Here is a 14,201-nt window from a genome sequence, read left to right as displayed (position 1 = left end):
TTTCCCCCCGAACCTGTCCGGCCTTTGGACCGGGTTAGTGCCCGCCCAAAATGCCGGTGCGCACGTTGTAGTCCACCGCCAATTCATAATCGGGGTCATCGTCGCTATCGACCATCAAATGCCCCGCCTTGGTCAGCAATTGGTGACAGTCACGGCTGAGGTGGCGCAGTTTGATCTGCTTGCCAGCCTCTTCATATTTGCCGGCCACGGCCTCGATCGCCTGAAGCGCGGATTGGTCGACCACACGACTGGCGGCGAAATCCACGATCACCACATCCGGGTCACCGGTGAAATCGAACAATTCGACAAACCCATCGGACGAACCAAAGAACAGCGGACCTTGGATTTCATAGACCTTGGCGCCAAGATCGGTCACCGATTCACGTGTCTTTGCGTGAATGCGCCGCGCATTGTTCCAGGAATAGGCCAGCGCCGAAACGATCACCCCGACAACCACAGCCACGGCCAGATCTTCGTAGACGGTAACCGCCGTGACCAGCAGAATGACAAAGGCATCCATCCGCGGCACCTTGCGCAGGATGGTGATCGAGTTCCAGGCAAAGGTACCGATCACCACCATGAACATCACGCCGACAAGCGCAGCCAACGGGATCAGTTCGATGATCGGCGAGGCAAAGAGAATGAAGATCAGCAGGAATACTGCCGCTGCAATCCCGGCCACGCGGGTGCGACCACCGGATTTCACGTTGATCATCGACTGGCCGATCATCGCACAACCGCCCATGCCGCCAAAGAAGCCGGTTACGGTGTTGGAGATGCCCTGGGCAATACATTCCTGGCTGGCACCGCCGCGTTTGTTGGTCATTTCGCCAACAAGGTTCAGCGTCAGCAGCGATTCAATCAGGCCGATCGCCGCCAGAATCACCGCGTAAGGCAGGATGATCTGCAAGGTTTCCAGGTTCAGCGGCACCGATGGAATATGGAAGGTGGGCAGCCCGCCCTGGATCGACGCCATATCCCCCACACGTGGGACATCCAGACCAAATGCGATGACCAGCGCGGCCACGATCCCGATCCCCGCCAGCGGGGCCGGAATGATCTTGGTCACCTTGGGCGTGGCCCAGATGATCAGCATGGTCAGCCCGACAAGCCCGAGCATGACATAAAGCGGCAGACCGCTAAGCCATTCACCGCCGGACGCGCCGTGGCCCGAAAGCTCGACACTGCCGGGCACCTTGAACTGGGTCAGCTGGGCCAGGAAAATCACGATCGCCAGACCGTTGACAAACCCCAGCATCACCGGATGCGGCACCAATCGGATGAATTTCCCCCATTGCATCGCCCCGGCAAATATTTGCAGCAGGCCCATCAGAACCACGGTCGCAAAAAGGTATTCCACGCCATGTTGCGCCACCAGGGCCACCATGACCACCGCCAGGGCGCCGGTCGCGCCGGAAATCATCCCCGGCCGGCCGCCGATCAGCGCCGTGATCAACCCGACCAGGAACGCGGCATAAAGCCCGACCAACGGGTGAACCCCGGCAACAAAGGCAAAGGCCACCGCTTCGGGCACCAGCGCCAGCGCCACGGTCAGGCCGGACAGCAGCTCGATGCGAAGCCGACCAGCGGTCAACCCCTCATCTGGCATCCAACGGAGGTCGGGCATGGCAAAGCCCTTGGCAAACGATGCCAGCAAAGCGCGTTTCATCGGCGGTTATCCTGAATTTTCATGTGTTCGCGCTAGCGCTATAGATCGACCCAAGGAAAATGGCCAGCCCGTGCACCCGCGGACAGATCGGATGCGGGGCAATTTCGCAACCGCGCCACAGAGACTGGCCAGATCCCGAACAGGTGCCGGCCAGCGGTAGCGCCCGGACAAGTCTGGTTGCGCTTGTTTCTGCGTTGACTAAGGATGTCACCGAAAAGCGCAAAACCGGAGGTTCGAATGGCAGAGACAATGATCGGGGTGATCGGCGGGTCGGGGATCTATGACATTGATGGCCTGGATCAGGCGCAATGGATCACGGTCGAAAGCCCCTTTGGCGCGCCGTCGGACCAGATCCTGACCGGGGTTCTGGGCGGGGTGAAAATGGCATTTCTGCCGCGCCACGGCCGGGGCCATGTGCATTCACCGACCACCGTGCCCTATCGCGCCAATATTGATGCGCTGAAACGGATTGGCGTGACCGATGTGATCAGCGTGTCGGCCTGTGGTTCCTTCCGCGAGGAAATGGCGCCGGGTGATTTCGTCATTGTCGACCAATTCATCGACCGGACCTTTGCCCGCGAGAAAAGCTTTTTCGGCACCGGCTGTGTGGCGCATGTCAGCGTGGCACATCCGACGTGCCCGCGCCTGTCGGCGGCCTGTTTGGCTGCGGCGCGTGACGCCGGGATCAAGGTGCATGATTGCGGCACCTATCTGGCGATGGAAGGGCCGCAGTTTTCGACACTCGCGGAATCAAAGATGTACCGCGAAAGCTGGGGCGCGGATGTGATCGGCATGACCAATATGCCCGAAGCGAAACTCGCCCGCGAGGCCGAGCTCTGTTATGCCAGCGTCGCGATGATCACCGATTATGACAGCTGGCATCCCGATCATGGCGAGGTCGACGTGACCCAGATCATTGCCACCCTGACCGGCAATGCCAGCAAAGGCCGCGATCTGGTCGGACGTTTGCCTGCGCTTCTGGGGCCAGACCGCGCGCCCTGCCCGCATGGCTGTGACCGGGCGCTGGAATTTGCCATCATGACAGCGCCGGACAAACGCGACCCGGAGCTGGTCGCGCGGCTGGATGCGGTGGCGGGGCGGGTGCTTTGACAGACATTGCTTTCTTTGCCAAATGTTGGCGCGCTGACCTGCCGAATGATTTCATGCACGGTGGCCGATTGCGGTTGCCACAAACGCTCAAGAAACTGGGCCGCCCACAACCGTCACCCGGTGTTGCGGTGCTATTTTGGTTTCATGGCGAGGGGCTGATCGGAGAAACCAGATTGCTGGATGTGCATTCGTCCGCTGACGACCCTGAACTAGATGTCACGGTCAGCCCGTTCACGATGTATGCCGAACCTATTTTGGGGGATGCTTGGCTGCGACGGGGCGATCACCCGGAGGAGACCGGCGATTTTTGCGCCAAGATTCGCGCAAACACGACCAGCATTGGCTGGTGTCTCGACCAAGCTGACCTTCTTGAGCTTGATACCGCCCGGCGTGACGTTGAAATATAGTAAACATGATGCAGTTTGAACTCTGGCTAACCTTCGTCGCGGCCTCGACGGCCCTGTTGCTGATCCCCGGCCCCACGGTGCTTTTGGTGCTGAGCCATGCGCTGTCCAAGGGGCGCAGCGTGGCTGTGGCCTCGGCGGCTGGGGTGGCGACCGGGGATTTCATTGCAATGTCGGCGTCTCTCGCCGGGTTGGGCGCGTTGGTGCTGGCCTCGGCGACGCTGTTCACGGTGCTGAAATGGATTGGCGCGATCTATTTGATCTGGCTGGGGGTCAAATTGATCCGCTCGGCCCCGAGTAAGGGTCTCACATCTGACCAAATGCACGCCGATGTGACCGCGCGCAGTGTGTTCAGCCACAATGCTGCGGTGACCGCGCTCAACCCGAAATCAATCGCGTTTTTCATCGCCTTTGTACCGCAATTCGTCGACAGCGCGGCGCCGCTGCTGCCGCAATTCGCGCTGTTGACCGCCACTTTCGTGACTTTGGCCACGGTAAACGCGCTGGCCTATGCGCTGCTGGCCGACCGGTTGCGTCGGATGATTTCCCGCCCGCAGGTGATCACGACAATCACCCGCTTTGGCGGTGCCGCATTGATTGCAATGGGTGTGCTGACGGCCACGATGCGGCGCGCGACCTGAGCGGCGCACGACCCAAGCCCCGGGATCAAACCGAGTCGCGGTTCTTTTTCATGAACTTGCGAATGAAGTGACGGATCTCACGGGCGGCGGTGGTGTCCATGTCTTTGCAAAGGGCCACAAATGCGTCGCGCTCGGTCTTGTCCAGACGCAAGATAAGTTGCGCATCTTTGTTGCCTACGCGCTTTTCATCCGTTTTTTTATTCACCGGCCGGGCCTTTGTCTTGATTTTTGTGATCTGATAGTGTATATACATCGCATAGACAATGCATGCACATGCTAAGTCACCACAAAGAAAAAGAAAAGGGCAAATGATGAACATCGCTTATGCACGATCAATGCTGCTGCGCGACCGGCTCGACTGGAACCGGCCACATGTAAACTGGCTCTCTGATGCGTATTATGCGCTGCGGTTTCCGCGCAAACACGACTGATCCCCGACTGCGCCGCGGATGCTGGTCCGGTGATCAGACGTCAGAAACGGTAGCCAAATCTTTCGATGTCCCGGGCACATATCCGGGACACGATGGCGGCCTCTTCGTCGCTGTAATACCCCCGGTAATCCGCCGCGCGATCCGATTGATTGGCATGCGGCATGTCCAGCGCAAACCCCAGATGCGCCTGCAGCGGCACCAGATCCTCTGCCAGATGTTCCAGCCGCAAAAACAGCGTTTTGCGTTCCTGCCCCTGAGCATCGGTGACATAGCGCGCCGCCGGAGCGGCGGACATGCTGGTCTGGACCGAGCCATCGCGCAAGAAGGCAGGAAAATCCAGACTCTGCGCCAGGCCCACCGCCGGATGGTCAAAGGATTGGGTCCGCAGCCAATGGTAATAACTCACCATGCGATCCCACGGGTTGCGCACCAGCGTGAAAATCAGAAAATCGTCAAATTCCGCCGGGCTGACAATGCCGTCGATATCCGCAAGCGTGGCATGTTTCCACAACCGCCCCCGCGCCGTCAGCGATTTCACCCGCCCCCGCCGCTTGCGGGCTTTTGGCGTGTCGCCAATCAGGATGTCATCGGCCATGGCCCGCGCCTCAAGCGCCAAGGCCATCGCGGTGCCGCCGGTTTTGGGAATATGAACAAAGATATAGCGCCGACCGCGGGAAATAATCATACCGCAAGGCTAGCCGGGCCAGCGGCCATGCGCAATTTCTAACCGTCAATGCCGCGCCCTGCCCCCATCTGATGCGCCTGACACCCCTGACGGGCCGAACGGGCCGCGCCGATGCTGACTTGCGGGCGGTTTGTCTTGGCTTATAAAAATAACAACCTGCACAAATAGGAGGACGCGATGGGCTGGCTGAAGGATGAAACCGGGCTGGAGCGGAACGCCGCGAATTATGTGCCGCTGACGCCCTTGTCGATGCTGATCCGGGCCAATCGGATCTTTCCCGACCGATTGGCGGTGGTCTATGGCCCCCACCGCAAGACCTATGGCGAATACTATGCGCGCTGCACGCGGCTGGCGTCGGCCCTGACCAAATCGGGCATTGAACCGGGCGACGTGGTGGCCACGGTGATCCCCAACCTTCCGGCCCAGGCCGAGGCGCATTTTGGCGTGCCGGCCTGTGGTGCGATCCTCAACACCATCAACACCCGGCTGGATGCCGACACAATCGCCTATATTCTGGACCATGGCGAGGCACGGATCGTTCTGGTCGATCCCCAGTTCCTGCCGGTGCTGGAGGATGCAATCGACCGGATGCAGGGCCCGCCCCCCGGCATCATCGAAGTGGCCGACCCCCACGCCGGTGTCCCGGCCAGTGGCCAGCATGTCGAATACGAAACCTTTCTGCAAACTGGCGATGCAGACTTTGACTGGGTGATGCCCAGCGACGAATGGGAAAGTATCGCGCTCAACTACACCTCCGGGACAACCGGGCGGCCCAAGGGCGTGGTATCCCATCACCGGGGTGCCTACCTCAGCGCGATGGCCCAGCCGATTTCCTGGCGCATGGCGCTTTATCCGACCTATCTGACCATCGTGCCGCTGTTTCATTGCAACGGCTGGAGCCACACCTGGATGATGCCCCTTCTCGGGGGCACATTGGTCTGTTGTCGCGACATCACCGCCGCCGCAATTTTCGACGCCATAGCCGACGAAGGCGTGACCCATTTTGGCGGTGCACCGATTGTGCTGAACCTGCTGATCAACGCAGTCGAATCAGACCGGCGCGAATTTGATCACACTGTAGAAGTTTTCACCGCAGGCGCCCCGCCAGCCCCGGCAATTCTGGCCAAGATCGAACCAATGGGTTTCAATATCACCCAAGTTTATGGCCTGACCGAAACCTATGGCCCCGCAACGGAATGCACCTGGCGGGACGAGGATTGGCAGGATCTGGCAGGGGACAACCGCGCCGCGATCAAGGCGCGTCAGGGTGTCGCCATGCCCATGATGGAGCAAATAACCGTGCTGGACCCCGATACGATGCAACAGGTGGACATGAACGCCCGCCACCAGGGCGAAATCATGTTTCGCGGCAATGCGGTGATGAAAGGCTACTATAAAAACCCGGCCGCCTCACAAGAAGCCTTTCGCGGTGGTTATTTCCACTCTGGCGATCTGGCAATCCAGCATTCAGATGGCTATATCCAAATCGCGGACAGGGCAAAAGACATCATCATTTCAGGTGGCGAAAACATCTCTTCGGTCGAAGTCGAAGCGACGTTGATGGCGCATGAGGCGGTCAGTCTTGCTGCTGTGGTGGCGAAACCGGACGACACATGGGGCGAAGTGCCCTGTGCGTTTGTGGAATTGAAGGACGGGCATGTGGCAACTGAAAGTGATCTGATCGCATTTGCCCGCAGTCGGCTGGCCGGCTTCAAAACCCCCAAAAAGGTGGTTTTCCAAGAGCTTCCCAAAACCTCGACCGGCAAGATCCAGAAATTCCAACTTCGCAATCTAGCCAGGGATCTCTGACCTTTGATACGTGTGTCGGCCATGCCGTTTTACCGGTTGTTCATTTGCCTGGCCTGGGGGCCAGTGGCGTTGCTGTTGCTGTTGCGGGTTCTACGGGGGCAAGAGCGGCTGGGCGATTGGGCACAGCGGATCGGCATTGCGCCGGGCGGTGCGGCGGGCCGTCATGTTTGGCTGCATGCGGCCTCGAACGGTGAACTTCTGTCGGCCCTGCCGGTGCTGAAGGCTTATCGGGCGGAACGCCCCGATCTGAAACTTCTGGTGACCACCAATTCGCTGACCGGGCGTGATCTGGCCCGGAAATGGGATCTTCCGGGGCTGACCGTGCGTCTGGCACCGCTGGACACCCGCTGGGCCGCGGTTTTGATGCGGCAGCTCTACCATGTGCAGGCACATGTGTTGTTGGAAAGCGAATTCTGGCCCAACCGTATTCTGGCGATGTCGGCCAAGGGTCTGCCCGTCTTTGCCGTTGGCGCACGTCTGTCGCGTGACACCGCCCAGACCTGGCGGCGGGTGTCGACACTGGCGGCACGGGTATTGGAGCGGCTGACCTATGTTTCGCCCCAGGACGAAGGCACGCGGCGGCGATTGATGCATCTCGGCCTGACATCGCGTCAGCTTGGCCCGGTCTTGGATCTCAAGGCCTTTTACCGCCCCCCGCCGGAACTGATGCCCGACGAAACCCTGAAAAAGGCTTTTGCCCGCGACCGCACATGGTTGGCGGCGTCGACCCACCCGGGCGAAGAAGAAATCGTGTTCCAGGCCCATTTGAACCTGCTGAAAATCGACCCGGAGGCGCGCTTGATCGTGGCGCCGCGCCATCCCAAACGCGGACCCCAGGTGTCGACACTGGCGCGGAAATCGGGGCTGGAATCTGCCCTGCGCTCTGCGGGCGATCCACCGCGCGCCAAGGCGGTCTATATTGCCGATACGCTGGGCGAAATGCCGCTGTGGTATCAATTGGCCGGCACAACCTTTATCGCGGGCACATTGGTCGACAAGGGCGGGCATACGCCGTTTGAGCCGGCGGTGTTTGACAGCACCTTGTTGCATGGCCCGGATATTGCCAATTTCACCACCATCTTCCGGCGGCTGGATGTGTCGGGCGCAGCAATTCAGGTGCATTCCGCCGAGGATCTGACCCGTGTGCTGATCCAGACCCGCGACCCCGACCGCCGGGATGCGATGCGCCGCATGGCCCATGACCAGTTGGATCACCCCTCTGGTCTGGACACCGTGATGGCAAAGTTGCTGGCAAATATGGCGGCTTGAACCGGGGGCACAGCGGCCTGAGCGGTTTTACGATCTTGTTACAATTTCACCAGTAGCCTGCGCCTCGGAAACTGCCTAATCTCGTCGCAACAGGGGGGGACGGCGGGCAATGTCCTATCATGAAAAATCTCAGTTGCCGCTGGCGATCCGGCCGCACCAAAAGGAAGAGATGCGGGCGCAATTCGCCGCTCTTTGCTTTCGCATTGTCAACAACCGCACCCAGGTTCTGCTGATCACGTCACGCGGGCGCAAACGCTGGATCATTCCCAAAGGCTGGCCCAGTCACGGCGTCACACCGGCCCAGGGCGCGGCCATCGAAGCCTGGGAAGAGGCCGGTGTGATGGGCCGGGCCTATAACCAATGTGTTGGTGTGTATTCCTACATGAAACTCAGCGCCCGATCCGGCGATCTGCCCTGTGTTGCGATGGTCTATCCGATCCGGGTCAAACGCATGCACGACAATTTCCCCGAGGCCGGCCAACGCCGGATGAAATGGATGCCCCCCGCCAGCGCCGCCGCATTGGTCAGTGAACCGGAATTGAAACATATCCTGCTGCATTTCGATCCCAGACGGCTCCGCTTGTAAGCCACCGCAACACCAGAGTTTGTCGCGAAATCGGATCGGTTCAGTTGATCTTCACGTCACAATGTTTAAGTCTAGGTGACCGACCTTTGGACATCTGACATGATTCATTATGCCCTGAAATGCGCAGACAATCACCGGTTCGAAAGCTGGTTTCAGTCTGGTGCCGCCTTTGACAAACTGAAAGCCGCCGGCATGGTGGCCTGTTCTGTCTGTGGCAGCAGCGATGTCGACAGGGACATAATGGCGCCACGGGTGTCACATGGCAGCGCCGCGCCAGATGCCGAACACCAGACAAAGCAAGAGGCGGAACCATCGTCCGGCGCGCGGCCCGCGCCGTCGGCTGGCCCCTTGTCGACGCCGTCATCACCGGCCGAACAGGCGCTGGCGCGGTTGAAGGACCATGTCGAGAAGAATTCGGATTATGTCGGCGGCGATTTCGCCCGCGAAGCCCGCGCCATGCATGTCGGCGAGGCCCCAGAGCGGTCCATCTATGGCGAGGCAAAACCGGAAGAAGCCCGCAAATTGATCGAAGATGGGGTGAATATCGCCCCCCTGCCCTTTCGGCTGGGGCGCAAATCGAACTGAGGGGCGCTGGTGCCGGGTTCGTTCTGCGCCCCGGTGCCTGTGCAGGAAACGAACAGCCACGAACCACCCGCCCACTTGCTCTTTTCCTGCCTTGTCAGTAAACCGCGCCAGATGTTTTGAAGGCGGGAAAGACCCATGCCCCTATTGGTGATGAAATTCGGCGGCACTTCGGTCGCCACGCTTGATCGTATTCGCCGCGCGGCCAAACGCGTTGGTGTAGAGGTGGCCAAGGGATATGACGTGATTGTCATTGTCTCGGCCATGGCCGGTGAAACCAACAAACTGGTCGGGCTGGTCAATGAGACCTCGCCGCTGTTCGATGCCCGTGAATACGATTCCATCGTATCCTCGGGCGAGAATGTGACCGCTGGTTTGATGGCGCTGACGCTGCAGGAAATGGATGTCCCCGCCCGGTCGTGGCAGGGCTGGCAGGTTCCGCTGCGGACCACCGACACCCATGCGGCGGCGCGGATTACCGAAATCCCCACCGACAATATCAATGCAAAATTCGCCGAAGGCATGCAGGTCGCCGTTGTCGCCGGGTTCCAGGGGATCGGCCCCGATGGCCGGGTCACAACGCTGGGCCGGGGTGGATCGGACACCACCGCTGTGGCCTTTGCCGCCGCCTTTGGCGCGGAGCGCTGCGATATTTATACCGATGTGGACGGGGTTTACACCACCGACCCCCGGATTTGCGACAAGGCGCGCAAGCTGGACAAAATCGCATTTGAAGAAATGCTCGAACTGGCCTCGCTGGGTGCCAAGGTGCTGCAAACCCGTTCTGTCGAACTGGCGATGCGGTACAATGTCAAACTGCGCGTGCTCAGCTCTTTCGAAGAACAATCCGACGAGGCCGGAACGCTCGTCTGCGATGAGGAGGAAATCATGGAACTGAATGTTGTGTCCGGCGTGGCCTATAGCCGCGATGAAGCAAAGATGACCCTGATTTCGGTCGCCGACCGTCCGGGCATTGCCGCCGCAATCTTCGGCCCCCTGGCCGATGCCGGGGTGAATGTGGACATGATTGTCCAGAACATCGCCGAAGAGGGCCGCACCGATATGACCTTCTCTTGCCCCACCGATCAGGTGAAGCGGGCGGAAAAGGCGATGATGGATGCCAAAACCACCGGCGCGATCAACTTCAACGACATTGTGGCGGATGAAGGTGTGGCCAAGATTTCGGTGGTCGGCATCGGCATGCGCAGCCACGCCGGTGTGGCGGCCAAGATGTTCAAGGTCCTGTCGGACGAAGGTGTCAACATAAAGGTCATTACAACCTCAGAGATAAAGATTTCTGTGCTGATCGACCGAAAGTATATGGAACTTGCAGTTCAGGCGCTTCATGATGCCTTTGAGCTGGAAAAGTCGGCCTGACACTTTTGCACCCTGACGACCGGTAACCGGCGCGCGGTCACGCCGCCCGGAGCCGCGACAATACGACAAGAGGCGGATAGCGCATTCGCCTCTTTCCGAGCACGCAGCCAAGCGTGTAGGATCACCCGGCGACCAAGGGGACATCACATCCATGCCGGACGGTACAGAAAGCGAAAGCCGCAAATTGCTTCGGCGCTTGCGTGATCTCATGGCCGAAGAGGCTGCGGGTCAGGAACGGCTCGACAAGATTGTGCATCTGACGGCGGATTCCATGGGAACCGAAGTCTGTTCAATCTATCTGTTCCGGGATGTGGAAACGCTTGAGCTTTGCGCCACCGAGGGGCTGAAAGCCGAAGCGGTACACCAGACCCGGATGCGCATTGGCGAGGGGTTGGTCGGGCGTGTCGCCCGCGCCGGCGTGATTATCAACACCGCTGACGCCCCCCAGGCGCCCGGATTTCGGTACATGCCGGAAACCGGCGAAGAAATTTATTCCAGTTTCCTTGGTGTCCCGATCCAGCGGCTTGGCGAAATGCTGGGCGTGCTTGTGGTGCAATCAAAGGAAGCGCGCGAATTCACCGCCGACGAGGTTTATGCGCTGGAAGTTGTGGCCATGGTTTTGGCCGAGATGACCGAGCTGGGGGTTTTTGTCGGCGAAGGCGCCGCCATGTCGGCGCGCCACACCCAACCCTTCATGTTGCGCGGCATCACCGGCCAGGAAGGCGCGGCCGAGGGCCATGTCTGGCTGCACGAACCGCGTGTGGTGGTGACAAATCCGATTTCCGACGATCCGCACCGCGAACTCGAACGCCTGAAAGAGGCGGTCGATGAATTGCGGGTTGGGGTTGATCAATTGCTGGCCGGGGCCGCCGGGGGCGATGCGGAACAGCTTGAAGTGCTGCAAGCCTATCGCATGTTTGCCAATTCGCGCAGCTGGATGCGCCGGATGGAAGAGGACATTTCCCGTGGTCTGTCCGCCGAGGCCGCGGTCGAAAAAGAACAAAGCACCGCCCGCTCTCGTCTGGCGCAGGTTCCGGATGCCTATTTGCGCGAACGGCTGCATGATCTCGACGATTTGTCGAACCGGTTGCTGCGCATTCTGACCGGTCAGGGCAGCGTCACCGGCGCGGAAATGCCGGATGATCCGATCCTCGTCGCCCGCAATATCGGCCCCGGCGAATTGCTGGAATATGGCCGCAAACTCAAAGGCATAGTGCTGGAACAAGGCTCGGTTGGCAGCCATGCGGCAATTGTTGCCCGTGCGCTGGCGATCCCGTTGGTGTTGCAGGCAAGCCGGATCACAACCGAGGCCCTGAACGGCAACCACATCATGGTGGACGGCGATCAGGGCGTGGCGCACCTGCGCCCCGATGACACCGTGGTGGCCGCATTTCGTGACAAGATTGCGATGCTGCACAAGGCCCAGGAGCGGTATTCCTCGATCCGGGACAAACCGGCGGAAACGCTCTGTGGCAAGGTGATCTCGCTGCAAATGAATGCCGGTCTGATGGCCGATCTGCCGTCGCTGAGCGGCTCTGGCGCCGAAGGCGTCGGCCTGTTCCGCACCGAATTACAGTTCCTCATTCGCAACCAGATGCCGCGACGCACCGAATTGGCACGGCTTTATTCGGGGGTGCTGGACGCCGCCCAGGGCAAACGTGTGGTGTTCCGCACGCTGGACATCGGTTCGGACAAGGTCCTGCCCTATATGAAGCCCACCGACGAGCCGAACCCGGCCCTTGGCTGGCGCGCCATTCGGGTGGCCTTGGACCGCCCCGGCGTGATGCGGATGCAATTGCAGGCGCTGTTGCGCGCCGCGAATGGGCGGCCGCTGTCGATCATGTTCCCGTTTATCGCGCAATACAGTGAATACCTCCAGGCGCGCGCCGAAATGGAAAAGACGTTGGAGCGGGAACGCATCCTGGGCCACACCCTGCCCTCCAAGTTGGAAATCGGGGCGATGCTGGAAACACCATCGCTGGCTTTTGCGCCGAATGCGTTTTTCGAAGAGGTGGAATTCCTGTCGATCGGCGGCAATGATCTGAAGCAATTCTTCTTTGCCGCTGACCGGGAAAACGAACGGGTGCGGCGGCGCTATGACACGCTGAACACCTCGTTCCTCAGCTTGATCGAGCTGATCATCGCCCGCTGTGACAGTTCCGGCACCCATGTCAGTTTCTGTGGCGAAGATGCCGGGCGTCCGATTGAAGCGGTGGTTCTGGCGGCGATGGGGCTGCGGTCGCTGTCGATGCGCCCGGCCTCGATTGGGCCAATCAAGCATATTCTGCGCCGCACGAATCTGGATGAACTGCGCAAGGTCATTGATACCGAACGTCAGGCTGGTGCCGAAACCGTGCGTCCCGCCGTGATGGAATTTCTGCGTCGCAACGCGTCTTGAATCCCGGGTAATTTCCGCTAGCGTGGCGCCAAGCGGAAAGGAACAACCCCATGAATTTCGACGAAATTATCGACCGGCGGAACACCCATTCCTCAAAATGGGACATGATGGAAAAAACCTTTGGCGTGTCGCCGACCGATGGGCTGGCCATGTGGGTTGCGGATATGGATTTCCGCCCGCCGCAGGCGGTTCTGGACGCGGTTCAGACGATGACCGACCATGGGATCTTTGGCTATTTTGGCGATGAAGACGCCTATCGTGCGGCAATCTGCTGGTGGATGAAGGAACAGCACGGCTGGGATGTCCCCGCCGAGGCAATATTTACCACACATGGTTTGGTGAACGGCACATCCATGTGCATCGAAAGCTTTACCAAGCCGGGCGACGGCATTGTGCTTATGACCCCGGTCTATCACGCCTTTGCCCGCGTGATCCGTGCATCTGACCGCAAGGTCGTGGAATGCCCGTTGGCCCAGATCGAGGGCCGCTATGAAATGGATTTCGACGCATGGGACGCCCGGATGACCGGGCAGGAAAAGATGATGATCCTGTGTTCACCGCATAATCCCGGTGGCCGTGTCTGGACGCGCAGCGAATTGCAGAATGTCGCCGATTTCTGCAAACGCCATGATCTTGTGTTGGTCTCGGATGAGATCCACCATGATCTGGTGTACCCCGGTCACAAACATCTTGCGATGCCGGTGATCGACCCCAGCATCGCTGACCGGCTGATTGTGATGACTGCAACCTCGAAAACCTTCAACCTTGCGGGCGGCCATACCGGCAACGTGATCATTCAGGATCCCGGTCTGCGCGCGAAATTTAACAGCCGGATGAAGGCAATGGGCATGTCGCCCAATTCTTTTGGTTTGGTCATGGCCACCGCGGCCTATAGCCCGGAGGGTGCGGCCTGGGTTGATGAGCTGGTGACCTATCTTGATGGCAATCGCAAAGTGCTCGACGAGGGATTGAATGCCCTGCCCGGTGTACGCTCCATGCCGCTAGAGGCGACCTATCTGTCCTGGGTCGATTTTTCCGGCACCGGAATGGATCAATCCGAACTGCTGCGCCGCGTCGAAAAGGACGCGCGCATCGCTGTCAGCCACGGCCCGACCTTTGGCAAGGGCGGCGAGACCTTTCTGCGGTTCAACTTTGGCACCCAACGGTCGCGTGTCGTCGAAGCGGTCGAACGGCTTCAGAGCGCGTTTTCCGACCTGCAATAACAGCTTTCGCCGCGTCG

14 protein-coding genes are annotated in these 14,201 nt (G+C 59.9%); 11 read left to right on the top strand and 3 right to left on the bottom strand.

The genetic code is table 11. From position 1 onward, the window contains the following. Positions 1 to 34 precede the first annotated feature (34 nt). A complete protein-coding gene (locus tag Q4577_RS01495) occupies positions 35 to 1,669 on the bottom strand; it encodes a SulP family inorganic anion transporter (RefSeq protein ID WP_303466905.1) in 1,635 nt (544 codons plus the stop codon). Between the two features lie 237 nt (positions 1,670 to 1,906). On the opposite strand from Q4577_RS01495, the gene Q4577_RS01490 reads away from it, so the two are divergent. From Q4577_RS01490 to Q4577_RS01480, 3 genes are read left to right on the top strand one after another with little or no spacing between them, the layout of a single operon-like run. Then, positions 1,907 to 2,779 (top strand): S-methyl-5'-thioadenosine phosphorylase, encoded by an 873-nt coding sequence (locus Q4577_RS01490; RefSeq protein ID WP_303466907.1) that lies wholly within the window; start codon positions 1,907 to 1,909, stop codon positions 2,777 to 2,779. Then, the gene (locus tag Q4577_RS01485; RefSeq protein WP_303466910.1) at positions 2,776 to 3,186 is read left to right on the top strand and encodes a hypothetical protein; all 411 of its coding nucleotides are present in this window, start codon (positions 2,776 to 2,778) and stop codon (positions 3,184 to 3,186) included. The genes Q4577_RS01490 and Q4577_RS01485 overlap by 4 nt, the downstream gene beginning before the upstream one ends. Before the next feature lie 8 nt (positions 3,187 to 3,194). Beyond that, entirely contained in the window at positions 3,195 to 3,824 is a 630-nt protein-coding gene (locus tag Q4577_RS01480; RefSeq protein ID WP_303467466.1) for a LysE family translocator, read from the top strand. Between the two features lie 25 nt (positions 3,825 to 3,849). Here the strand turns inward: Q4577_RS01480 and Q4577_RS01475 are convergent, their stop codons facing one another. After that, the gene (locus tag Q4577_RS01475; protein ID WP_303466913.1) at positions 3,850 to 4,029 is read right to left on the bottom strand and encodes a hypothetical protein; all 180 of its coding nucleotides are present in this window, start codon (positions 4,027 to 4,029) and stop codon (positions 3,850 to 3,852) included. A 103-nt stretch (positions 4,030 to 4,132) separates the two neighbouring features. On the opposite strand from Q4577_RS01475, the gene Q4577_RS01470 reads away from it, so the two are divergent. After that, positions 4,133 to 4,255 (top strand): hypothetical protein, encoded by a 123-nt coding sequence (locus Q4577_RS01470; RefSeq protein ID WP_280520455.1) that lies wholly within the window; start codon positions 4,133 to 4,135, stop codon positions 4,253 to 4,255. A gap of 40 nt (positions 4,256 to 4,295) precedes the next feature. Here Q4577_RS01470 and Q4577_RS01465 read toward each other — a convergent pair whose 3' ends face one another. Then, positions 4,296 to 4,940, bottom strand: coding sequence for a sulfotransferase family 2 domain-containing protein (locus Q4577_RS01465; protein WP_303466917.1), 645 nt, complete (start codon positions 4,938 to 4,940; stop codon positions 4,296 to 4,298). 177 nt (positions 4,941 to 5,117) lie between these two features. Here Q4577_RS01465 and Q4577_RS01460 point away from each other — a divergent pair, with 177 nt between their 5' ends. The 7 genes from Q4577_RS01460 (at position 5,118) to Q4577_RS01430 (ending at position 14,184) form a co-directional block, all read left to right on the top strand. Continuing rightward, the gene (locus Q4577_RS01460) at positions 5,118 to 6,749 is read left to right on the top strand and encodes an AMP-binding protein (RefSeq protein WP_303466919.1); all 1,632 of its coding nucleotides are present in this window, start codon (positions 5,118 to 5,120) and stop codon (positions 6,747 to 6,749) included. Positions 6,750 to 6,761: 12 nt separating this feature from the next. After that, positions 6,762 to 8,018, top strand: a complete 1,257-nt coding sequence (locus Q4577_RS01455) for a 3-deoxy-D-manno-octulosonic acid transferase (RefSeq protein WP_303467469.1) — start codon at positions 6,762 to 6,764, stop codon at positions 8,016 to 8,018. A 109-nt stretch (positions 8,019 to 8,127) separates the two neighbouring features. Next, positions 8,128 to 8,604 carry an NUDIX hydrolase gene (locus Q4577_RS01450; RefSeq protein ID WP_303466921.1) on the top strand — a complete coding sequence of 159 codons (477 nt, stop codon included), beginning with the start codon at positions 8,128 to 8,130 and terminating at the stop codon, positions 8,602 to 8,604. Positions 8,605 to 8,703: 99 nt separating this feature from the next. Next, positions 8,704 to 9,189 carry a DUF1178 family protein gene (locus Q4577_RS01445; RefSeq protein WP_303466922.1) on the top strand — a complete coding sequence of 162 codons (486 nt, stop codon included), beginning with the start codon at positions 8,704 to 8,706 and terminating at the stop codon, positions 9,187 to 9,189. Between the two features lie 135 nt (positions 9,190 to 9,324). Further along, positions 9,325 to 10,563, top strand: a complete 1,239-nt coding sequence (locus Q4577_RS01440) for an aspartate kinase (protein ID WP_303466923.1) — start codon at positions 9,325 to 9,327, stop codon at positions 10,561 to 10,563. 151 nt (positions 10,564 to 10,714) lie between these two features. Beyond that, the gene (gene ptsP / locus Q4577_RS01435) at positions 10,715 to 12,961 is read left to right on the top strand and encodes a phosphoenolpyruvate--protein phosphotransferase (protein WP_303466925.1); all 2,247 of its coding nucleotides are present in this window, start codon (positions 10,715 to 10,717) and stop codon (positions 12,959 to 12,961) included. A gap of 50 nt (positions 12,962 to 13,011) precedes the next feature. Beyond that, positions 13,012 to 14,184 carry a MalY/PatB family protein gene (locus Q4577_RS01430; protein ID WP_303466926.1) on the top strand — a complete coding sequence of 391 codons (1,173 nt, stop codon included), beginning with the start codon at positions 13,012 to 13,014 and terminating at the stop codon, positions 14,182 to 14,184. Positions 14,185 to 14,201: the final 17 nt, after the last annotated feature.

Source organism: Marinovum sp. 2_MG-2023 (genome assembly GCF_030548265.1).
In the GTDB taxonomy this organism is placed as follows: Bacteria; Pseudomonadota; Alphaproteobacteria; order Rhodobacterales; family Rhodobacteraceae; genus Marinovum.
Note: the sequence above shows the minus strand (reverse complement) of the source record. Positions and strands in the feature narration are given on the sequence as shown.